Source organism: Sagittula sp., assembly GCF_052825245.1.
Map to the genome: position 1 here is coordinate 18961 of NZ_JBRBWD010000023.1, position 22330 is coordinate 41290.

Consider the following 22330-nt stretch of genomic DNA (forward strand, 5'->3'; position numbering starts at 1 on the left):
GCGATGCCCCGTCAGGCGCCCGCGCGGACGAGGTCGGTGGCCGCGCCATGGCCGGTCTTCGGCGCGCGGCGCTCCAGCAGCAGGCGCTTGTTGCCGCCCGATTCGGCGATCACCGCCTCCGCGCCGCTGATCCCCGCGCGTCCGGCGCCGCCCTTCTTGCCCGCATGGCCGCCCATCCGCACCCCGCCGGTAACCACATCGCGGCTGCCCGACATGAGCATCTTGGCCCCCAGCGCCCCGCGCGTCAGCATCCGGCTGGCCAGCGCATAGCTCGGCAGCTTCTGCCCCATCGACGGGTCCGCGGTGATGAACACATCGACGCCGAAATCGGTAATCGGCAGCGCCACCTGCACCGACTGGATGCCCTCCGAGGCGCCCTCGTCCGACTGGCCGCGGTGCTGGATCTCGATCTTCAGCGACAGGAGCGGATCGAACCTGTGCCCGTAGAGCCGAACCTCGTCCGAGGGCAGGTCGACCTGGCCGGTGCGCACGCGGGTCACCGGGTTCACCTTCAGCCGCGCCGTCAGTCCGCCCGCCGAGCGGAACGCCTGCCCCGCGTCCAGCGTCACCGACGCCGCCTCGGGCCGGTAATCGGCGCGGATTGCATTGAACAGCCGCGACAGGATCATCCGCTTCGCGGTCGCCTCCTTCATCTCGTAGTTCGACGGCTTCATGTCGAGGAACCTGACCGGGTCCTTCGCCTGCATCCCCATCGCCCCCACAAGCGTCAGCGTGATGCGGAAATCGGGGTGGAAGGCCGTGCCCGTCACCTTGACCATGTCGAACTCGAACCGGGGCGGCGTCACCTCCGACTGCGCGCCGCGCTCGCCCAGCGACCGGCGCAGGCTGCGCGCCATGGGCATCGGCGCCCGGCGCGGCAGTTTCGAGCCGTCCTTCGGGATGTAGATCGTGTCGCCGGTGAACAGCACGTCGGGATCGACGATCAGCGTGGCGTTGTTCGGCAGGCGCTCGGCGTCGATGTTCATCCGCCAGATGTCGCCCCACAGCTTGGTGTCGCCCAGCTTGCGCCCGGCGATGCCCCAAAGCGTATCCCCGTCCCGGATGGTGTAGGGTCGGATGGACATGGCGGCCCCTTTCGAAATCCTGTCAGGAACGCCCCCCGGGCACAGGCCCGAAGCCAGACGTTCCGCGTCAATGGCCGCAGCCTAGCACCGCAGCCGCCGCGCGGGGAAGTATGCGAAACCCAACCTTGCCAAAAAACGCCCCCCACGCAAAACGGCGCCCCGAAGGGCGCCGCCTGCCTGTTCACATGCGCAAGGCGCTTAGGCCACGTCGAAACGGTCGGCGTTCATCACCTTGTTCCACGCGCTTACGAAATCGCAGATGAACTTCCCGCGGTTGTCGTCCTGCGCATAGACCTCGGACAGCGCCCGAAGCTGGCTGTTGGAGCCGAACACGAGGTCGACCCGCGTGCCGGTCCAGCGCTCGCCGCCGTCGGTGCGGTTCGTGGCCTTGAAGGTGCCTTCCTCGTCCGCCGGGGCCCACTTCACGCCCATCTCGGTGATGCCTTCGAAGAACTTGGTGTCGAGGACACCGTAGTCCCCGTCGAACATGCCGTGCGTGGTGCCGCCGTGGTTGGCCCCCAGCGCGCGCATCCCGCCGACCAGCACCGTCATCTCCGGCGCCGACAGGCCCAGAAGCTGCGCCTTGTCGAGCAGCATCTCCTCGGCCGAGACGGCAAAGGTCTGCTGCGCGTAGTTGCGGAAGCCGTCCGCCTGCGGTTCCAGCGGCTCGAAGCTCTCGGCGTCGGTGTGCGCGTCGGTGGCGTCGACGCGGCCCGGAACGAAGGGCACCTCGACCTCCTGGCCGCCGGCCTTCGCCGCCTTCTCGATGGCGGCGGCACCGCCCAGCACGATCAGGTCCGCGATGGAGACCTTCTTCGCCCCCTTGGCGTCGAAGCCCGACTTGATGCCTTCGAGCACCGACAGCACCTGTGCAAGCTGCTCAGGCTCGTTGACCTCCCAATCCTTCTGCGGCGCAAGACGGATGCGCGCGCCGTTGGCGCCGCCCCGCTTGTCGGACCCGCGGAAAGTCGAGGCAGACGACCACGCCGTGTAGACGAGGTCACGCACCGACAGGCCGCTCGACAGGATCTCGGACTTCAGCGCGGCGACATCGGCGTCGTCGATCATCGGGTAGTCCGCCTTCGGCAGCGGGTCCTGCCAGATCAGGTCTTCTTCCGGCACTTCCGGCCCGAGGTACAGCGACTTCGGCCCCATGTCGCGGTGGGTCAGCTTGAACCACGCGCGGGCAAACGCCTCGGCGAACTCCTCCGGGTTCTGGTGGAACCGGCGCGAGATCTTCTCGTACTCGGGGTCCATGCGCATCGCCATGTCGGCGGTGGTCATCATCGGCTTGACCTTCTCGCCCGAGCCGTCGACCTGCGGTGCGAAGTCCTCGTCCCTGAGGTCCTTCGGCGTCCACTGGTTTGCCCCGGCGGGCGACTTGGTCAGTTCCCACTCGTAGCCGAACAGCAGGTCGAAATAACCCATGTCCCACTGCGTCGGGTTCGCGGTCCACGGCCCCTCGATGCCCGAGGTGATGGTGTACTTGCCCAGCCCGGTCTCGTGGGTGGAGGCCCAGCCGAAGCCCATCGATTCCAGCGGCGAGGCTTCGGGATCGGTGCCGACGAGGCCCGCGTCACCGGCGCCGTGCGCCTTGCCGAAGGTGTGGCCACCGGCGGTCAGCGCGACGGTTTCCTCGTCGTTCATCGCCATGCGGGCAAAGGTCTCGCGGATGTCGCGGGCCGAGGCCAGCGGGTCCGGGTTGCCGTCCGGGCCTTCCGGGTTCACGTAGATCAGGCCCATCTGCACGGCCGCCAGCGGATTTTCCAGCACGCGGTCGCCGGTGTAGCGCGATCCCTCGCCGCCGGAAGTCGCCAGCCACTCTGCCTCGGAGCCCCAGTAGACGTCCTGCTCCGGCTCCCATGTGTCGACACGGCCGCCGCCGAAGCCGAAGGTGCGTCCGCCCATCGATTCGATGGCCACGTTGCCTGCGAGGATGAAGAGGTCGGCCCAGGACAGGCTGTTGCCGTACTTCTTCTTGACCGGCCACAGCAGGCGCCGGGCCTTGTCGAGGTTGCCGTTGTCCGGCCAGGAGTTCAGCGGCGCGAACCGCTGCTGGCCCGAGCCCGCGCCGCCCCGGCCGTCCGCCGTGCGGTAGGTCCCGGCAGAGTGCCACGCCATCCGGATCATGAACGGGCCGTAATGGCCGTAGTCCGCCGGCCACCAGTCCTGGCTGTCGGTCATCAGCGCGGTGAGGTCCTTCTTGACCTCCTTCAGATCGAGTTTCTTGAACGCCTCGGCGTAGGAGAAGTTCTCGCCCATCGGGTTCGATTTGGGGGCATGCTGGTGCAGGATGCCGAGGTTGAGCTGGTTCGGCCACCAGTCGCGGTTCGAGCGTACCCCGAAGGTCGAGGCGATCTGCGCCCCGTGCATCACCGGGCATCCGCCTGTGTTGTTTCCGTCCATGTCGATCTCCCTACGGTCAAAGTCGGTTTCAGCCCCATGAAAGGCGCCAAGCCCTTGGGACAGTTCATGTCTTTTCGTTCCGTGACGTGTTGCGCCGCGGGCTTCGGCCGCGCGCGCAGTCTCCTCGCGTCGCCAGTCTGGACTCTTTCTAAACGGGGGTTCCAATATATTTAAGTTGAAAGTTCTGATGGCGCCCATAATTTGCGATTATGAAAAACATCACCCTGAAACAGTTGCGCTATTTCGAGGCGCTCGCCCAGAAGGGGCATTTCGGCCACGCCGCCGCGGCCTGCGCGATCTCCCAGCCCGCGCTTTCGGTGCAGATCAAGGAGCTTGAGGCCGAACTTGGCCTGCCGCTCTTCGAGCGCGGGCCGCGCTCCGTCCGGCTGACCGGATTCGGCGAGACCTTCCGCAAACGCGTGACGGAGATCCTGCGCTCCGTCGACGAGCTGGGCGACCTCGCCCGCAGCGTGCAGGGCGGCCACATCGGGCGGCTGCGGCTGGGCATCATCCCGACCATCGCCCCCTACCTGCTGCCCCGGCTGGTGGGGCACCTGTCGGCAGAGTTCGACGGCCTCGACCTGCACGTCCGCGAGACCCTGACCCCGCGCCTGATCACGGAGCTGCACGACGGCCGCATCGACGCCGCCATCCTCGCGCTGCCGATCTCCGAACCCGCGCTGACCGAGGTGGCGCTCTTCGACGAGACCTTCGTCCTCGTGCGCCCCGACCGCGACGCGGCCAAGCCCGTGCCAGACGGCGAGGCGCTGCAGAAGATGCGGCTCCTGCTGCTGGAGGAAGGCCACTGCTTCCGCGACCAGGCGCTGTCGTTCTGCAAGCTGGGCTCGGCCATGCCGCGCGACGGTCTGGACGGCTCATCGCTGACGACGCTGGTGCAGATGGTGGGCGCGGGCATCGGCGTCACCCTGATCCCCGAGATGGCGGTCCCGGTGGAAACCGGCGCGGCGCAGGTCTCGGTCGCGCATTTCGCCGAGCCGCAACCGGCGCGCACCATCGGCATGGTCTGGCGGAAGTCCTCGCCCATGGCCGAACAGTTCGCCCGCATCGCCGAGGTGGTCCGCCGGGTGGGCGCGGCGGGCGGCCCGCAACCCGTTCACGCCTGATGCCGCTGCGGCGCCGGGGCGTGGGGGGGGGGGGGGGGGGGGGGGCGCGGCGCCGCGGGGGGGGGGGCGGGGGGGGGGGGCCGGCGCGCGGCGCCGGGGCGGGGCGGGGGGGGGGGCCCGCGCGGGCACCCCACCCGGGCGGCGGGGGGGGCCCGCGGGCGCGGGGGGGGGGGGGGGGTGGGGGGGGGGGGGGGGGGGGGGGGGGTGGGGGGGGGGCGGGGCCCCCCCCCCCACGCCGGGGGCGCTGCCCCCGGACCCCCGAGGTATTTCGGCCAAGATGAAGGGGTCTGGCGTTTCTGGCCGGGCGTTTCTGGCCGGGAGTTTTGGGCCGGACGGGCACACCGGGTCCGCGCCGGGGGGCGGCGCGGACCCATACCGGTGTCCGGGTTGCGCATCCGGTCACCGGGCACAGCGGCGGGGCGCTGCGCGTGTCAGGAGGCCATGCGCAGCCTGTCGCCCGTTTGCATGGCGATGCCGTCGTCCATCAGCCGCCCGATCTCTCCGTCGGTCAGGCGGGCCACGTCGGCAAGCACCTCCTCCGTGTGCTGGCCGAGGACCGGGGCGGGCCTAGGCACGTCGCGCCCGTAGCCCGCGAAGCTGAACGGCGAGCCGGGGGTCAGCATCCGCCCGATGCCGGGATGATCGACCTCCGAGAATATCGGGTTGGCGGTGGAGATATCCGGGTCCTCCGCCACAGCCTCTGCGAAGGTGCGGAAGACCGACCAGGTGACGCCGCTCTTGTCGAAGAGCTCCGCGAAGTCGGCGACACCGCGCGCCGCGAACCAGGGCGTCAGCACCTTCGTGATCGCGGCGCGATGTTCCCAGCGTGCGCCCTCGGTGTCGAGGTCGGCGTTCAGCGCGCCCGACAGGTAGTTCATGTCGGTCTCCGTCCCGGTCACCCGGCAGAGGTTCTTCCACTGGCGCAGCGTCAGGGCGATGACCATCACCCGCCGGCCGTCGGCGCAGAGGAAGTCCTGCCCGTAAGCGCCGTAAAGCGCGTTGCCATGTTTCCCGCGGCTCTCGCCGTTGACCTGCACTTCGCCCAGGATCCCGAGGTTGCCGAGCATCGCGCTTGCAGCGTCCTTCAGCGTCAGGTCGGCGAACTGCCCCTGCCGCGTGCGCAGCCGGTGGCGCTCGGCGGCGAGCAGACCGCTGACCACCATGTTCCCGGCGATGCAGTCCCATGCGGGCAGCACGTGGCAGACCGGATCAGCCGATCCTTTCGGCCCCGTGGCCATGGGGAAGCCCAGCTGCGGGTTCACCGTGTAGTCGACCGCCGGGCGCCCGTGCCGGTCGCCGCGCAGCTGCACCATGCAGAGGTCGCCGCGCCGCTCCGACAAAGTCTCGTAATCGGTCCAGCCCTTCACCGCGAGGTTGGTGATGAACAGCCCCGCGTCCTGCCCGGGGGCGCAGATGATCTCCTGCGCGATCTCCCGGCCGCGCGGCGATTTCACGTCCAGCGCCACCGAGCGTTTGCCCTTGTTCATCCCGGCCCAGAACAGGCTCTGCCCCTCCCGCGTCACCGGCCAGCGTTTCGCGTCCATGCCGCCTGCCGGCAGGTCGAAGCGGATCACGTCCGCCCCCATCTGCGCCAGCGTCATCCCGGCCAGCGGCACCGCCACGAAGGCGGAGCTTTCGACCACGCGCATGCCTGTCAGGATACTCATGCCGCCCACTCCATCCTTGCCTTGAGCCCGAGGTAGTCCTCGAAGGTTGCCGTTCCGATCTCGATCGCGCCGCCCGCCGGGTCGAGCGCACCGACCAGCCGCAGGTCATGATCATGAAACATCGGGTGCACCACGCGGTAGCTGAACCGCGCGGGCGCGCGCCGCGTGTGCCGTTCCGCCGCCTCGATCGCCATGGTGGCCTGCATCGGGCCGTGCACGACCAGCGCCGGGTACTTCTCCACCTGCTGCGCATAGGGCAGGTCGTAGTGGATGCGGTGCGCGTTGTAGGTCGCCGCCGAGTAGCGGAAGAGCCGCACCTCGTTCATCGGCACCCGTTCGTCATAGGCCAGACGTTCGGGCACAGGGGTCTGCTTCGGCGGGCGGAAGGATTTCGGGATGTCGAGGTAGACGATGTTCTGCTCTTCCTCGACGACGCCGCCCTCGGCGCCCCTGGTGACGTGATCGACGGTGACGAAGGCCATCCGCCCCGTCGCCCCCTCCTTCATCGTCACGGCGCGGATGGTCGACACCTTTGTCAGCCGTTCGCCGACGTGGAAGACGCCCTTGAAGGTGATGTCGCCCCCGGCCCACATCCGGCGCCGGAACGGCAGGGGAGGCAGGAAGCCGCCCAGCGCCGGGTGCCCGTCCTCGCCCAGATCCGACATCTGGACGAACTCGGGGAACGCCACCCAGTGCCAGAGGCTGGGCAGCGGCCGTCCGGCCCGCAGGTCGCGGACCGGGGAGAGATCGTGGCCGACCGCCGCGCCGAGCATCCCGGCGAGGTTGGGCGTGACGCCCCCCTCGACGGTCTGCGTGCGCCCGATCCAGGCGGTGTGGTCCGGCTCCATCAGGGATGACGCGCTCATGCCGCGGCCTTCATGCCCAGCATCCGGGCGACGGTCTCGCCCATGGCCGAGGGGTTCGGGGCCACGGTGATGCCGACGGCAGAGAGCATGTCCACCTTCTCCTGCGCGCTTTCCCCGAAGGCCGAGATGATCGCACCGGCATGGCCCATCTTGCGGCCCTTGGGGGCGGCCAGACCGGCGATGTAGGCGGCGACGGGTTTCGTCATGTGGTCGCGGACGTATTCCGCCGCCTCTGCCTCCTGCGGGCCGCCAATCTCGCCGATCATCATCACCGCATCGGTGTCGGGATCGTTCTCGAACAGCTCGAGGATGTCGCGGAAGCTTGATCCGTTGATCGGGTCGCCGCCGATCCCGATGGAAGAGGAGATGCCGATCCCCAGCGCCTGCATCTGGCTCGCCGCCTCGTAGCCCAGCGTGCCCGACCGGCCGATGATGCCCACGCGGCCCGGCATGTAGATGTGCGGCGGCATGATGCCCATGAAGCCCTGCCCCGGGCTGATGATGCCCGCGCAGTTCGGCCCGATCAGCCGCATCTTGCGGTCGCGCGGAAAGCGGCGGAGGAAGCGCTTCACCCGCATCATGTCCTGCGCCGGGATGCCGTCGGTCACGCAGACCGCCGTCTCGATCCCCGCCTCTGCCGCCTCCATCATCGCGTCGGCGGCGAAGGCCGGGGGCACGAACAGCAGCGAGGCGGTCGCGCCGGTCTGCTCCACCGCCTCGCGGACGGTGTTGAAGACCGGGCGGTTCAGCACCGATGAGCCGCCCTTGCCGGGCGTGACCCCGGCCACGACCTTTGTGCCGTATTCGATCATCTCCTGTGCGTGGAACTGGCCGATGCGCCCCGAAAGACCCTGCACCACGACCCGTGTGTCGTCCTTGATGAGAATTGCCATCTCCGGATGTCCTTTCTGCCCTGCCGTCGCCTGCGCGACCCGAGGGGCGGTTATTCTGCTGCGATTTTCTGGGAAGCGGCGGCGACGGCCTTGTCGGCGGCCTCGGCCAGCGTGTCGGCGGAAATGATCGGCAGGCCGCTCTCGCGGATGATCTTCCGGCCCTCCTCGACGTTGGTGCCCGACAGGCGGACCACCACGGGGATCTCGATGCCCACCTCGCGATACGCCCGGATCACTCCTTTCGCGATCCAGTCGCAGCGGTTGATGCCCGCGAAGATGTTCACGAGGATCACACTCACCTTGCGGTCCGACAGCACGGTGCGGAAGGCCTGGCAGACCCGCTCGGGCGAGGCGCCGCCGCCGATGTCGAGGAAGTTGGCGGGCTGCCCGCCAGCCAGCTGGATCATGTCCATCGACGCCATCGCCAGACCCGCACCGTTGATGATGCAGCCGATGTCGCCGTCGAGCCCGACGTAGGCCAGCCCGTTGTCGGCGGCCATCGCCTCGCGCGGGTCCTCCTGCCCGGGATCGCGCAGCGCCGCCACCTGCGGACGGCGGTAAAGCGCGTTGGTGTCGAAGGACATCTTCGCATCCAGCGCCACCAGGTCGCCCTTGCCGGTGATGACCAGCGGGTTGATCTCCACCATCATCGCGTCCAGGTCGCGGTACGCCCGGTAACACGCCTGCAGGAAGGTCACGAACTGCGCCACCTGCGGCCCCGTCAGCCCCAGCCGGAACCCCACGTCCCGCGCCTGGTATTCGCGCAGGCCCACCGCCGGGTCGATCACCGACCGCACGAGGCTGTCGGGGTCCTCATGCGCCAGGTCCTCGATCTCCATCCCGCCATGGCCGGAGGCGACGATCATGATCCGCTCCGACTTCCGGTCCAGCACGAAGCCCAGGTACAGTTCCTGCGCGATGTCCGACGCCTCCTCGACATAAAGCCGGTAGACCCCCTTGCCCTGCGCATCGGTCTGCTTGGTCACCAGCCGCGTGCCCAGAAGCGAGGCGGCGTACTCCATCACCTCCGCATCCGTCTTGCACAGCTTCACGCCGCCCGCCTCGCCGCGGCCGCCGGAATGCACCTGCGCCTTCACGACCCAGGGGCCGGGGCCGCCCAGTTCGCGGGCGCAATAGGCCGCCTGCTCGGGCGAATAGGCCACGAAGCCCTTCGGCACCGGCACGCCGAAGCCCTTCAGGATTTCCTTGGCCTGATGCTCATGAATGTCCATGTCCGTCTCTCCTCCATTCCGTGGCGTGGGGGTTCACCCCACCGCCCCGCCGGGCACGTCGAACCACCCCGCCGCCCGCGGGTGCTGTCACAGGGCGGGGCGTTGCGCCGCCGCCCCCCTTGCCGAAAAGGCCTTACTCCGCCGCGATCGGCTGCGACTTCGCGGCGATGGCGTTCGCCATGTCGATCACGTTGCGCGCCATCTTCTCCGACGCCGCGTCGATCATCTTGCCGTCGAGGCTCGCCGCCCCCTTGCCCGCGGCCTCCGCCGCCTTCAGTTCCTCGATGATGCGCTGCGCCTTCGACACCTCCGCCTCGGGCGGGCTGAAGACGTCGTTGGCCATGGCGATCTGGCTCGGGTGGATCGCCCACTTGCCCTCGCATCCCAGCGCGGCGGCGCGCTTCGCCCCGGCGACATAGCCCTCGGGATCGCTGAAATCGCCGAAGGGCCCGTCCACCGCCCGCAGCCCGTAGGCGCGGCAGGCCACCACCATCCGGCTGATCGAGGCATGCCACTGGTCGCCCGGGTAATCCGGGTTCAGGCCGCCGATATTGACCGTCCGCGCCCGCATCGAGGCCGCGTAGTCCGCCACCCCGAAGTGCAGCGCCTCCAGCCGCCCGCCGAACTGCGCGATGGCCTCCACGTTGGCCATGCCCAGCGCCGTCTCGATCAGCGCCTCCAGCCCCACGCGGTTCTCGAGCCCGCAGGCCTGCTCGATCTGGTTGATCATGGCCTCCACCATGTAGAGGTCCGCGGGCACGCCCACCTTCGGGACCAGCAGCGTGTCCACCCGGTCGCCTGCCTTCTCCATGATGTCCACGACGTCGCGGTACATGTAATGGGTGTCGAGCCCGTTGATCCGCACCGACACGGTCTTGCCCTTCCCGGCCCAGTCGATGTCGTTCAGCAGTTCCACCGCGTTCTTGCGCGCCTGGTCCTTCTCCGGCGGCGCAACCGCGTCTTCCAGATCGAGGAACACGTAGTCGGCGGCGCTGTCGGCGGCCTTCTCGACCATCGCGGGGTTGGATGCGGGCACGGCCAGCTCGGAGCGGTGCAGGCGCTGCTTGCGCAGCGGGTGAAGCGTATGAGACATCATGTCCTCCTTGGTCAGAGCCTCCCGGACCGCACCCCTCGGGGGTGCGGCGGACAGGCTCCAGGTCTTTGATATGGTTATTGAAAGACGGGACTTATTCCGCCGCGATCTTCAGGTCGCCGCTCTGCGCGCCTTCGGCGAAATAGGACGATGCGGCGGCCACCCCGGCGCCCAGCGGCACCTTCGCGCCCGCCTTGACCAGCGCCAGTTCCGCAAGGCCCAGCCCCGTCAGCGCCATGCCCTCGTTGAAGCTGCCGAGGTGCCCGATGCGGAACACCTTGCCCGCCAGCCGCGCCAGGCCCGACCCGAAGGAGGCGTTGAGTTCCTCGTAGGCGATGCGCAGCACCTCGCGCGCATCCACCTCCGGCGGCACGCGGATCGCGCTCACCGTGTCGGACATCAGCGAGGAATGCTCCGCCACCAGTTCCAGCCCCATGGCCTTCACGCCGCGGCGCACGCCCTCCGCCAGCCGCGCGTGGCGGGCAAAGACGTTCTCCAGCCCTTCCCGCTCCAGCAGGTCGAGCGACGCGCGCAGACCATGCAGGAGCGGGGTCGGGGGAGTGTACGGGAAATAGCCGCTGCGATTGATGCTCACCATGTCCTCGAAGTCGAAGTACGCCCGACGCATCCGCGCGTTCTTCGACGCCGCCATGGCCTTCTGGCTGACACCGAGGATGCCGAGACCCGCGGGCATCATCAACCCCTTCTGCGAGCCCGTCACGGCAAGGTCGACGCCCCATTCGTCCATCCGGAAATCGACCGAGGCGACAGAAGACACCCCGTCCACGAACAGCAGCGCATCGTGGAAGCATTCGTCCATCACCCGGCGCACCGCGGCCACGTCGCTGACCACGCCGGTCGCGGTCTCGTTGTGGGTGACGAAGACCGCCTTGATCTCGTCGTTCTTGTCGGCGCCGAGGATGCGACCGTATTCCTTCCAGGGCACACCCGCGCCCCAGGGCACGTCGACGCAGATCACGTCCAGCCCCAGCATCTCCGCCATCTTCACCCAGAGGTGCGAGAACTGCCCGAAGCGCGACATCAGCACCTTGTCGCCGGGGTTCAGCGTGTTGGTGATCGCCGCCTCCCACGCGCCGGTGCCGGAGCCGGGGAACATCATCACCTCGCCCGTCGTGGTCTTGAAGACCCTCTTCAGGCCCTCGAACAGGGGCAGCGTGAACGCCGCGAAATCCGGTGCGCGCATGTCCTGCTGCGGCACGTTCATCGCCTGCCGCACGACCTCCGGGACATTGGTGGGACCGGGTATGAACAGATGTGTGTATCCGCTTTGCATGGGGGCGCCTCCTCTTCGCTGAAGCCACCATGCGCCCTCTCCCGCCAAACGGGAAACCAAACCGGGTCCTGCTGTGAACGCGAAATTTTACAAACTCTCACAATTGTAAAGGTGTCAAATTCTGTATACTGTCAAATACCATGAAAACCTTCATCGGCCCGCGCCTCAGGCGCTTGCGCATCGAACACGGTCAGACACAGGTGCAGATGGCGAAGGAACTCGGCATCTCCACATCCTACGTCAACCTGCTGGAAAAGAACGAAAGATCGGTCTCCGTCCCGGTCCTTCTGAAGCTCTTCGAGGCCTATGGCGTCGACTGGCGCGACATCGCCGAGGATGACGACACCGCCGCCCTCGCCGACATCCGCGCCGCCCTCCAGGACCCGCTGTTCGAGGGCCACCGCCCCGATCTGCCGCAACTGCGCGCCAGCCTCGCCCACAGCCCGGACCTCGCGTCGGCCTTCGTCACGCTGCACCGCGCCTATCTCGCCGCCACCGATCAGCTCATGTCCGTGGCCGCCGCCGGCGAGGAATCGGTCCTGCCCACCGCGCCCGAGGCCGTCGTCCACAACGTCTTCCGCCGTCACCAGAACCACTTCCCCCGCCTCGAGGCCGCGGCCGAGGCCTTCTGGGACGCCCCCGTCGCCGCCGACGACATGTACTTCGCCCTGAAATCCCGCCTCCGCCAGCAGCTCGGCCTGCGCGTCCGCATCGCCCCCGTGGCCGAGATGCCCCGCTCCCTGCGCGAATACGACGAGACCCGCGGCGAGGTCCGCCTGTCCGAGGCCCTCGACCACCCCAACCGCCTCTTCCAGCTGGTGCACGTCGCGGGCCTCCTCGAACAGGCCGACCTCCTCGACACAATCCTGACGGAGGCCGGGCTGGAGGACGCCCACGGCCGCGCCCGCTGCCGGGTCGAGCTCGCCAACTACTTCGCCGCCGCCGTGCTCATGCCCTACGACCGCTTCCTCGCCGAGGCCCGCGCCTCCAAGTACGACTTCGACCACCTCGCCACCCGCTTCGGCGTCTCGTTCGAGCAGGCCTGCCACCGCGCCACCACCCTCCAGCGCACGGGCCACCGCGGCATCCCCTTCTTCTTCCTCAGGATCGACAAGGCCGGCAACGTCACCAAGCGCTTCAACGCCACCGACTTCCACCTCGCCGAATACGGCGGCGCCTGTCCCCGGCTCGAGGTCCACTCCGTCTTCCGCACCCCCGGCCGCATCGTGCCGCAAGTGGTCGAGATGCCGGACCGCTCGCAGTTCTTCGTCTTCGCGAGGACGGTAGACCGGCCAACCTTCACCCGCCACGCGCAGGACGTCCGCCTCGCCGTCGCCATGGGCTGCGCCCGCGATCACGCCGACGCCCTGGGCTACGCCGAGGACCTGAACCTGGCCGAGGCCCGCCCCACCGAGATCGGCATCAACTGCCGCATCTGCCCCCGCGCCAACTGCGACCAGCGCGCCCACCAGGCCCTGGTCCTGTCGACCCCGGTCGACACCGCCCGGAGAGGCGCGACGCGGTACGCGACATGAGGGGGGGGCGGATTCCGGACGTTCGCCACAGATGCGAAAGATACTGAGATCAGCCCGAGAGCAGACACGCACTGATTTCCTCATTGCCCCAACAAAGATTGAAAGCCGTATCTAATTTGGTTCGCTAGTCCCTTTTGACGTCCAAACGGCTTACTTCCAAAGTTTGTTTATCAGGTTCCGCCAGTATGAGCCGTGTTTTTCCGACTGACAGACGCTCTTTAGCTTCAGTCGCAGGGACGCCCTTGTTCACACAGTACTTAGAATACCATTTCTCGCCGCTATGCTCGATCAGCTGCCATAAACCGGGCACTGGTCGCCCAAGAAGCGCGAGGATCGTGAACACCACGCCGGTTACAGCCACTAGCTTCGAACCCCAGTCCACCACCGGAGGTAGAGACGAAGGATCCCAAAACACTCCAAACGTTGCGAGTATGCCTGCTGCTGCCAATACTGCCGCTCCCAGAAACTGATATCGGCCTATCCACTTGTTGGCATACTCAATCCCTTCCCTCATGATGATCTCATGCCGCGAAGAGACCAAAGCAAGACGCTCCGCATCTGCGGCTCTCAGACGTTCCAATTCGGCTAGCCGAGCCCCCACTTCGGCGGTCTTTCGGGCTTCCTCATTGAGTCTTTCTTCATATTCGGCTTGGGTTTCTTGCTGCCTCTTCTTGTTCTCGGCGCGCAGTTGACGAATTTTCTTGTCCTTTTCGGAAAGCTTGGCATTTGTTTCGTCTCGGACAACCTTGATGGCCGCATCCAGCATTCCATCCAGAAGTTCTTGATCTCGTTCTGGGTCGAATGGGGCCGACGAACCGCGTGCAGTATCCATCAGGTAGCTGACCGCGCGATTGTCCTGCAATAGCAGTTCAAACTGCTCCACCTTTTCAGGGGTGAATTTGGCGACCTGCAGCCGGGCATTTTCGATCACGTCCTTTCGGACCCGAAGGACGCGTTCGCATTGTGCCAGCATGTGCGATGTTGGCAATTTCTCCGAGTTCTCGAAACCAGTTCGCAGCCATGCGATTGTCGCCAAGTCTCGGGTATCGACGACCGGGCCGCACTGTGTTTCGCGAATCAGTTGAGACTGCAAGCAGTAATCCCGCGCTTTCCTTACTAGCTTCTCATTCGAGGAAATGAAGACATGGCTGTTTTGCAGCGGATCGTTTTTGTGCTTGCCATGGCGCATCCGCATTATCGCTGTCACTGCGAACGCATCATGCTCACGGGCAAGTGAACCTTCCCAAGACAGAAACGAGTAAACGTCAGTATTCCGCTCTGTATCGAAGTACTTATGATCATTGGGGAAGGCGTCGAGGGAGTAATCCCTGACACTTACGCCGAACTTTTCGGCGGCCGCCTCAATGTCGGCCGCAACAGTTTGAACGTAGGCTCTGTCAACCTCACCATTCAGTATGGCCGTGTGAGTGCGACCGTAACGATCCGAAGGTGAAGCTTTCAAATAGGACCTTAGAACTCGTTCCGCCTCGCGGCAGCTCTCGCTGAAGACCTGAACGCGACAGCCAATCGACTTTAAGGCATCAACAATCGTTCTTGCTTCCTCTTGAAGGGCTGCACCGCTTGTCCCAACGAGGCCGAGAAGCATTGGCCCGTCAAGAAAGAACGTTGTTTCGCTTTTCGTTTCCAGTGCGGAGGGCTTGCGGAAATCCTCAACCAGTTCAGCCAAAAGGCCTGCCGCGACGAAAAGACTGAGCTTCTCGGCTAGTTCCGGCTGCTCCTTTGAAAGCCACTGCACAAATCTGGCGCAGACATGAGTTTCCGCCTGCGATAGAACGGAAACGTCTTTTGTCAACTCTTGAAGGGCACTGCGTTCCCCGTTGGCAATGTCTCCTGACCTCAAGGAAGCCGTAATTTCATTATTCGAATAGGCGTCCAGTGATATGAGGAAACGGACGAGCAGGTCGCCCAACTGCTCACGGGTAAGCTGCCTGTAGATTAGATCGCCAGCAACAAGGTCAAACTCCCCGAACAACTCGGTGACCTTTTCGAATGACTCTTGTATCGATGTTTCAACATCGGCGGCTAGCTCGGGGCTTGGCTGCGCGACGAAAATCGTCTGACCGTTCTTTTGCTCCTCGACTAGATGCCCTTGCGCGACCAGTCGTTCAACGAATACATGGCCGACAGACTCCGTGAGGTTCCAGCCGTAGATGAGCTTAGCGGCCTTAGCCAGCAATGACGCGGTGATCGGCTTTCCGTGGAGCTTATCAAGAATGGGGACGTAGAAGTAGCAAAGGGCGTCGATGACGTCCGAGTTCTCGTTGTCGCGAAACGCAGAAAGAACCGCGTTAACTCGTACTGCTGCTGGACCGACCGTCATGCAATTCTACCGTTGCGAGGAGTTACGGGCGGCAGGTTACCGCCCTTGTGGTCGAGAGTCGAGTTGGCACAGGATGTAGATTTCAGACTTACCTCATACCGACTGCGCCTTTCGTTCAAGTTTCACGAATTTGAATCTGTATTTTGCGACTTTGGCTAAAGTCCAGTTTGACGGGTCGCACTGCAGCGACGAAGCCTTTCGGTCAAAGTTCGCTCAAGGCCGTTTTCGCCTTTCGACCGGCATTGATCTTACTATCAAATACCAAAGCGATCATCCTAACCAACACCCAAACCCAACACATTAACCCATTGTTAACAAAAGAAGGTTTCGCCGCGAAACCTGCGGAGCCTTTGGACGGGGCCCCACCCCTCAGGATTTCCGCATCAGGTAGGTGTCCATCACCCACCCGTGCCGCCCCCGCGCCGCCTCCCGGACCTCCACGATCCGCGGCGAAACCTCGTCCAGCGGCCCGCTCAGCAGGATCTCCTCGGGCATCCCCAGGAACGCCCCCCACCAGATCTCCAGCCCCAGTCCAGTCAGCCCCCTGAACGAGCACTCCCCGTCCAGCACCACCACCACGCTCTCCGCCCCCTCGGGCCACCCCCCCTCCCTCAGCCGCCGGCCCGTGGTGACCAGGATCCGCCCGTTCACCGTGTTCAAAGGCACCCCATGCGCCGCCGTCAGGGCCTGCACCGCCGTGATCCCGGGCACCACACGCACCGCCCCCGCGGACACCAGCCGGGACGCGATGCGCATCGTGCTGTCGTAGAAGGAGGGGTCGCCCCAGACCAGGAGGGCTATTTCGGCGGCCTCTCCGGCGGCGGCGGTCCAGCGGGTTGCGATTTCGTCATGCCAGCGTTCGACGCGTTCGAGGTATGGCAAGGTTTCGTCCCGCACCGGATAGTCGAAGAAGGCGACCCGGGCCGCGACGCCGGCCTGTTCCAGCAGGCGCAGGCGGATCTCGGCGAGGTCGTCCTTCTCGGCCTTGCGGGGCACGAGGATCACGTCCGCCGCCCGCAGCGCCGCCTGCCCGTCCAGCGTCAGGTGGCCAAGACTGCCCGTCCCGATGCCCACAAGGACCACACGTTCGATCATCGTTCGGTCCTTTCAAAGGGTTTGATCCAGCAGGCGCTCGTCACCCGCAGGTCCATGGCTCTAAGGTGGACGGAGGCTGTCGCGCCGTCCACGCCTGTCGCGTGGTTGGTCATCGGTTGGACCTCTCGGAAGGCGTTGCAAGACAAGCGTTCGCCGCCTGCGGTGCCACGGCGCGGTGAACGCAGGAGGTTGTCAGGCCGTCGGTGTCGGTCGTGTAGTCGCTCATCGGTCGCCCCCTTGGATACACGCGAAGGACAAGGCGCGGCGCGCCTGACAGGCCCGGATTGCGCCGACGCGAGCGGGCACTGTGGCTTTGGGGGGCGCGGCGTGCTCCATCACCGTTCAAGCCCCTAGACAAGAGCGGCACGGCGGACAGCACCCGCAACCCGCCCCATCCGGACGCCACAAAGACCCGACCGCCCGCGCACCCCTCAGGCCTCCGCAAGGGAGCCGTAGAGGATCAGGGCGGCCTTGGTGCCCTTCTCGGCGGCCAGTTGCTCGGCCAGGGCGCCCACGGTCGTGCGGGTGATGGTCTGGCCCGGGCCGCTGACCTCTTCGGCGAGGATCGCGGCGGTGGAGGCCGGGAGGCCGCGCGCTTCGAGCATGGCGAAAAGGCGCGGGAAGGTGCCCTTGCCCATGAAGATCACCGTAGAGGCCAGCGGATCGGCCAGCGCGTCGAGGTTCAGGTCCTCGGGCAGCGCGCCGGAAACGTCGTGGCCGGTGACGAACTGCACCCGCCGCGCGGTCAGGCGCCGGGTCAGCGGGATGCCCGCCGCCGCGGCCGCCGCCACGGCTGAGGGCACGCCGGGGATGATCTCGTAGGGGATGCCCGCCGCCTTGAGCGCGGTCAGCTCTTCCTCAAGCCGGCCGAAGATGCCGCTGTCGCCGGATTTGAGCCGCACGATGCGCTGGCCGGTCAGGGCGTAGTCCACCAGCAGGCGAGAGACATGGTCCTGTTTCGGCGAGGGGCGCCCGGCGCGCTTGCCCACGCCCACGAGGTCCGCCCCCTGCCGCGCATGTCCGAGGATCGGACCGGAGGAGAGGTCGTCGAACAGCACCGCGTCGGCCCGTTTCAGGCGGTCCACGGCCTTCAGGGTCAGAAGCTCCGGATCGCCGGGACCGGAGCCCACGAAACTGACAAAGCCGGTCATGCCATGCCCCCTTCGCCGGTGATGAGGTGGAAGAACGTCCCCGACACGTGGCCCCGGACGGAGCCGGTTTCCACCACCGGGTTGCCATCCGCGTCGAAGACCTGCGCCAGCGGCGCGTCGGGCTGTTCGAGGATGGTGGAATAGTGGAATTCGTGCCCGCGCAGCGCCATGCCGGGGGTGAAGCCGGGCATGGCCGCCTGCAGCACGGCGCGGCGGTAGCCGAGGTGGAACTTGCGCTTCTCGTAGGAGGTGACGAGGCCCAGAAGGCCCGCCATCCGGTGGGTGACGCCGTCCTTGTCGGTCAGCGCCGCGCCAAGCGCCATGTAGCCGCCGCATTCGCCGTGCACGGGCCGGGTTTCGGCGTGGCGGCAAAGCGCCGTGCGGAAGCGGTCGGCGGCGGCAAGGCGGCCTGCGTGCAGCTCCGGGTAGCCCCCGGGCAGCCAGACGAGGTCGGCGTCCTGTGCGGGCGCCTCGTCCGCAAGGGGCGAGAACGGCAGGATCTCTGCCCCGGCCTCGCGCCAGCCCTTGAGGATGTGCGGATAGGTGAAGGAGAAGGCCGCGTCCTGCGCAAGCGCGATGCGTTGCGCGGGCGGCGGCGGCAGGCGCATCGGCCCCGTGGGGCGGGATTCGCCCCGCCCTGCCGTAAGGATGGCGTCGAGGTCGACGTGTTCGCGCAGGAAGTCGGCATAGCCCGCGATGGCGGCGTCGAGGTCGGGATGTTCGACCGCCTGCACCAGCCCGAGGTGGCGTTCCGGCAGCGTCAGGTCGCCGCGCCGGGGCAGCACGCCCAGCACGTTCAGGCCCGCACGCTCCATCCCCAGCCGGGTCAGCCGTTCGTGGCGCGGAGAAGCCACGCGGTTCAGGATCACGCCCGCGAAGGGCAGGTCCGGCATGTAGGTGGCGAACCCCAGCGCCGTGGCTGCCGCCGACTGCGCCTGCCCGCCCACATCGAGCACCAGCACCACCGGCCAGCCGAAGCGGCGCGCGGTTTCGGCGGAGGAGCCGAAGCCCGACTGCCCTTCGGTCGCGACGCCGTCGTAAAGGCCCATGGAGCCTTCGGCGATGCAGAAGTCGGCCTCTGCCGCCTCGCTGGCGAGCGCGTCCAGAAGCGCCGCGTCCATCGCCCATGTGTCGAGGTTGAAGGAGTCGCGCCCGCTGGCGGCCCGGTGGAAGGCCGGGTCGATGTAGTCAGGGCCGGACTTGAACGGCTGGACCTTCACGCCGTCGTCGGCCAGCGCCCGGAGGAGGCCCAGCATGACGGTGGTCTTGCCGGTGCCGGAGGACGGCGCAGAGACGAGGACGCCCTTCATGCCTCGTCCTCCGGGCGCCATCCGGCCCAGGGGCTCTCGGCGCTTTGCGGGCGGTAGCGGCGGTCATAGTCGACGGCGTAGAGACAGCTTTCGTCGAAGCCCTCGGCGGCGAGCGCGGGGCCTGCGAGGATCAGCGCGGTTCGGGTGATGTCGCCGTCCATGCGTCCGGCGATGTCGGCGAGCGTGCCGCGGATGATGCGCTGGTCGGGCCAGCTTGCGCGGAAGACGACGGCCACGGGGCAGTCGGGCCCGTAGGCGGGGATCAGGTCGGCGGTCACGGTGTCGAGGTTCTGGATCGAGAGATGGATGGCCAGCGTCGCGCCGGTGCGGGCGAAGTTGGCGAGCGTCTCGCCCTCGGGCATGGAGGAGGCGCGCCCGGGCGTGCGGGTCAGGACGACCGACTGGGCGAGGCCCGGCAGGGTCAGTTCGGTGCCGAGCGCTGCTGCGGCGGCGGCAAAGGAGGGCACGCCGGGGGTGACGGTGTAGGGGATGTCCATCTCGCGCAGGCGGCGGAGTTGTTCGCCCATGGCCGACCAGACGGAGAGGTCGCCGGAGTGGAGGCGCGCGATGTCGTGGCCCGCGGCATGGGCCGCGGCGATCTCGGCCATGATGCGGTCGAGGTCCATGGGCGCGGTGTTCACGATGCGCGCGCCTGCGGGGCAATGGCCGAGGATGGCCTCGGGGACCAGGGAGCCGGCGTAGAGGCAGACCGGGCAGGCGGCGATCAGGTCGCGGCCGCGCAGGGTCAGGAGGTCGGGCGCGCCGGGTCCCGCGCCGATGAAGTGTACGGTCATTCATCTTCTCCGATGGCGAAGGCGCAGGTGGCGCGGCCGTCCTCGGACACCACGCGGGTCGAGAGGAGCTGCGCGCCGGGGCCGGCGGCGGCAAGAGCGGCGGCCTCGGCCACCGATCCGACGCCGCGGGCGGCGAGCACGATCTCGGACACGGTTTCGGTTTCCTGCACCTGCATGAACTTCGAGGAGATGCCGACGGCGGGGCGGCGGATGTCAGCCCCGAGATCGTGGAGCAGCGGGAGCTTGTCCTCGACGGTGGCGAGCACGTCGGCCTCCTGTCCCAGCCGCGCGCGGCGGTAGGCGTCGCGCAGGCTGTCGAGGGTCGCCCCGCTGCGATATCCGAATCCGGCAACGATCATGGGGCGGTCCTTCCTGGCTGCGCGGGTCCGGCTGTCGCGGTTTGGGGTCTCGTCCGGGACGGGATTGTGCGTGGCGGGTGAACCGTGGTCATAGCGTCACGCTCCATTGCACGATGGGGTAGGCGGATTTCCAGCCGCGGCGGGTGCCGAGGGGCATGGCGTCGGACAGCTCGATGCGCAGGAGGGAGCCGCCGCGCACGGCGTGGGCGCGGGCCAGCAGCGCCTCGGACTCCAGCGTCACGGCGTTGGCGACGAGGCGGGCGCCGGGGGCGAGCGTGTCGAGCCGGTCGAGCAGCGCCTGCGAGAGGCCGCCGCCGACAAAGACCGCATCGGGCGCGGGCAGGCCGTCGAGCGCCTCGGGCGCGCGGCCTTCGACCACCTGCAGCCGGTCCAGCCCGAGGCCCTCGGCGTTGCTGCGGATGCGGGCGGCGCGGCCCGCGTCGGCCTCGACCGCCGTGGCGCGCATCAACGGATCGCACATCAGCCACTCGATCCCGATGGAGCCGGAGCCGCCGCCGATGTCCCAGAGGTGTTCGCCGGGACGCGGCGCCAGCGCCGAAAGCGTCAGGGCACGGACAGGCCGCTTGGTGATCTGGCCGTCGTTGTCGAAAGTGCTGTCGGGCCGGCCGGTCGCCAGCGGCAGCGGCTCGCCCAGCGGTTCCAGCGCCACGCAGACCGGGTGGTCCACGTCGTCCAGCGCGCAGGCCTCGGCCGTCACGCGGCGCAGCCGTTCGCGGGGGCCGCCGAGCGCCTCCATCACATGCATGACCGTCGCGCCGAAGTCCGCCGCGCGCAGGTATTCGGCAAGGTCGCCCACCGCCGCACCGTCGCGCAGCGTCACGATCAGCCGGCGGCCCGGGGCGAGGTGCAGCGCCAGCCGCGTGAGCGGCGCTGCGTGCAGGCCGAGGCAGACCGTGCCTTCCAGCCGCCAGCCAAGCCGCGCCGCCGCCAGCGAGAAGACAGAGACGCCCGGGATCGCCCGCCACGCGCCCGGCGGAAGCCGGTCGGCCAGCACTGATCCGGCGCCGAACCAGAAGGGATCGCCGGAGACCAGCGCCACCACGCGCCGCCCCGCCAGTGCCATCAACTGGTTGACGCCATCGGCGAAGGGCACCGGCCAGGGCTTGATCTCGGCGCGGGTCTCGCCCAGAACCGCTTCCAGCAGCGCGAGGTGGCGGGGCGGGCCCATGACCACCTCTGCCCCAGCGATGGCGGCGAGGGCCGCGGGCGTCAGGCCGGCATCCTCGCCCACGCCGACGATGGTCAACCAAGGATCGGACTGGATCTCAGACATGCCCAACCTTCTCATCCTTGGCGGCACGACGGAAGCCACCGCACTGTGCCGCCGTCTTGCGGACGAGGGCATTCATGGCACGATCTCGTTTGCGGGACGGGTGGAGCGCCCGGTGCGCCAGCCGCTGCCGCAGCGCGTCGGCGGCTTTGGCGGTGCCGAAGGGCTGGCGCGCCACATCCGCGATAACGGCGTCACGCATGTCGTCGACGCAACCCACCCCTTTGCCGCGCAGATGAGCGCCAATGCCGTGGCCGCCTGCGAGATGACCGGCACGCCGCTGATCGCCCTGACCAGAGCGCCCTGGCAGCCGCAGGAGGGCGACCGCTGGACCCGGGTGCCGGACATCGCGGGCGCGGTTGCCGCGCTCGACCGTCCCGCGACGCGTGTCATGCTGGCGGTGGGCCGGATGCACCTGGCGGAGTTCGCGCCGAACCCGCAGCACTTCTACCTTCTGCGCCTCGTCGATCCGCCGAAGGAGGCCCTGCCCTTCCCCGACAGCCACGCGGTGATCGACCGCGGGCCGTTCACGCTGGAGGACGACCTTGCCCTGATGCGCGACAACGGGATCGGTCTGGTGGTGTCGAAGAACGCGGGCGGCACCGGAGCGCGGGCGAAGATTGACGCGGCGCGGGCGCTGGGGCTGGAGGTGATCATGATCGACCGCCCCGCCCTGCCCGACCGGAGAGAGGCGCATGACGTGCAGGCCGTGCTGGACTGGCTGGGCTGAAAGCCGCACCGCGCCCGAGCGGGTCCTGAGGCCGACCGCCGCGCGCTGCCCTGCGGCAGGGCCG

The 22330-nt window shown here is 67.8% G+C and carries 18 protein-coding genes; 3 read left to right on the forward strand and 15 right to left on the reverse strand.

What is annotated here, in order from left to right; all coding sequences use genetic code 11:
- Positions 1-11: 11 nt before the first annotated feature.
- Together ACU0DV_RS07555 and katG are read right to left on the reverse strand one after the other, a co-directional pair.
- Positions 12-1085 carry a LysM peptidoglycan-binding domain-containing protein gene (locus ACU0DV_RS07555; RefSeq protein ID WP_370314128.1) on the reverse strand — a complete coding sequence of 358 codons (1074 nt, stop codon included), beginning with the start codon at positions 1083-1085 and terminating at the stop codon, positions 12-14.
- A gap of 198 nt (positions 1086-1283) precedes the next feature.
- A complete protein-coding gene (gene katG / locus ACU0DV_RS07560) occupies positions 1284-3491 on the reverse strand; it encodes a catalase/peroxidase HPI (RefSeq protein WP_100929621.1) in 2208 nt (735 codons plus the stop codon).
- A gap of 209 nt (positions 3492-3700) precedes the next feature.
- Here katG and ACU0DV_RS07565 point away from each other — a divergent pair, with 209 nt between their 5' ends.
- The gene (locus ACU0DV_RS07565) at positions 3701-4615 is read left to right on the forward strand and encodes a hydrogen peroxide-inducible genes activator (RefSeq protein ID WP_100929620.1); all 915 of its coding nucleotides are present in this window, start codon (positions 3701-3703) and stop codon (positions 4613-4615) included.
- Between the two features lie 431 nt (positions 4616-5046).
- On the opposite strand, the gene ACU0DV_RS07570 is transcribed toward ACU0DV_RS07565, so the two are convergent.
- The 6 genes from ACU0DV_RS07570 to ACU0DV_RS07595 form a co-directional block, all read right to left on the reverse strand.
- Positions 5047-6282, reverse strand: a complete 1236-nt coding sequence (locus ACU0DV_RS07570; protein WP_446243157.1) for a CoA transferase — start codon at positions 6280-6282, stop codon at positions 5047-5049.
- Positions 6279-7148: an FAS1-like dehydratase domain-containing protein gene (locus ACU0DV_RS07575; protein WP_446243158.1), complete on the reverse strand. Its 870-nt coding sequence runs from the start codon at positions 7146-7148 to the stop codon at positions 6279-6281. Before ACU0DV_RS07575 ends, ACU0DV_RS07570 begins: the two co-directional genes overlap by 4 nt.
- A complete protein-coding gene (gene sucD, locus ACU0DV_RS07580) occupies positions 7145-8041 on the reverse strand; it encodes a succinate--CoA ligase subunit alpha (RefSeq protein WP_100929618.1) in 897 nt (298 codons plus the stop codon). The genes ACU0DV_RS07575 and sucD overlap by 4 nt, the downstream gene beginning before the upstream one ends.
- A gap of 50 nt (positions 8042-8091) precedes the next feature.
- Positions 8092-9273: a malate--CoA ligase subunit beta gene (locus tag ACU0DV_RS07585; RefSeq protein ID WP_100929617.1), complete on the reverse strand. Its 1182-nt coding sequence runs from the start codon at positions 9271-9273 to the stop codon at positions 8092-8094.
- A gap of 133 nt (positions 9274-9406) precedes the next feature.
- Complete coding sequence (locus ACU0DV_RS07590) at positions 9407-10366, reverse strand: HpcH/HpaI aldolase/citrate lyase family protein (RefSeq protein ID WP_370311216.1); 960 nt, start codon at positions 10364-10366, stop codon at positions 9407-9409.
- A 94-nt stretch (positions 10367-10460) separates the two neighbouring features.
- Complete coding sequence (locus tag ACU0DV_RS07595) at positions 10461-11660, reverse strand: pyridoxal-phosphate-dependent aminotransferase family protein (RefSeq protein WP_446243159.1); 1200 nt, start codon at positions 11658-11660, stop codon at positions 10461-10463.
- Between the two features lie 140 nt (positions 11661-11800).
- Here ACU0DV_RS07595 and ACU0DV_RS07600 point away from each other — a divergent pair, with 140 nt between their 5' ends.
- Positions 11801-13195, forward strand: a complete 1395-nt coding sequence (locus ACU0DV_RS07600) for a helix-turn-helix domain-containing protein (protein WP_100929615.1) — start codon at positions 11801-11803, stop codon at positions 13193-13195.
- 124 nt (positions 13196-13319) lie between these two features.
- Here ACU0DV_RS07600 and ACU0DV_RS07605 read toward each other — a convergent pair whose 3' ends face one another.
- The 7 genes from ACU0DV_RS07605 to cbiE form a co-directional block, all read right to left on the reverse strand.
- A complete protein-coding gene (locus ACU0DV_RS07605; RefSeq protein WP_446243160.1) occupies positions 13320-15536 on the reverse strand; it encodes a hypothetical protein in 2217 nt (738 codons plus the stop codon).
- A gap of 369 nt (positions 15537-15905) precedes the next feature.
- On the reverse strand, positions 15906-16631 hold the full coding sequence (gene cobF / locus ACU0DV_RS07610; RefSeq protein ID WP_446243161.1) for a precorrin-6A synthase (deacetylating): 726 nt from the start codon (positions 16629-16631) through the stop codon (positions 15906-15908).
- A gap of 431 nt (positions 16632-17062) precedes the next feature.
- Entirely contained in the window at positions 17063-17782 is a 720-nt protein-coding gene (gene cobA / locus ACU0DV_RS07615) for a uroporphyrinogen-III C-methyltransferase (protein ID WP_100929612.1), read from the reverse strand.
- Entirely contained in the window at positions 17779-19092 is a 1314-nt protein-coding gene (locus ACU0DV_RS07620) for a cobyrinate a,c-diamide synthase (protein ID WP_370311221.1), read from the reverse strand. The genes cobA and ACU0DV_RS07620 overlap by 4 nt, the downstream gene beginning before the upstream one ends.
- A complete protein-coding gene (gene cobM / locus ACU0DV_RS07625) occupies positions 19089-19886 on the reverse strand; it encodes a precorrin-4 C(11)-methyltransferase (protein ID WP_446243162.1) in 798 nt (265 codons plus the stop codon). The genes ACU0DV_RS07620 and cobM overlap by 4 nt, the downstream gene beginning before the upstream one ends.
- The gene (locus ACU0DV_RS07630) at positions 19883-20245 is read right to left on the reverse strand and encodes a cobalamin biosynthesis protein (protein ID WP_100929609.1); all 363 of its coding nucleotides are present in this window, start codon (positions 20243-20245) and stop codon (positions 19883-19885) included. Before ACU0DV_RS07630 ends, cobM begins: the two co-directional genes overlap by 4 nt.
- A gap of 88 nt (positions 20246-20333) precedes the next feature.
- On the reverse strand, positions 20334-21539 hold the full coding sequence (cbiE, locus tag ACU0DV_RS07635; RefSeq protein ID WP_446243163.1) for a precorrin-6y C5,15-methyltransferase (decarboxylating) subunit CbiE: 1206 nt from the start codon (positions 21537-21539) through the stop codon (positions 20334-20336).
- Between cbiE and ACU0DV_RS07640 the strand changes: the two genes are divergently transcribed.
- Positions 21538-22266 carry a cobalt-precorrin-6A reductase gene (locus ACU0DV_RS07640; RefSeq protein WP_283980892.1) on the forward strand — a complete coding sequence of 243 codons (729 nt, stop codon included), beginning with the start codon at positions 21538-21540 and terminating at the stop codon, positions 22264-22266. The two genes, cbiE and ACU0DV_RS07640, sit on opposite strands and share 2 nt — an antisense overlap.
- Positions 22267-22330: the final 64 nt, after the last annotated feature.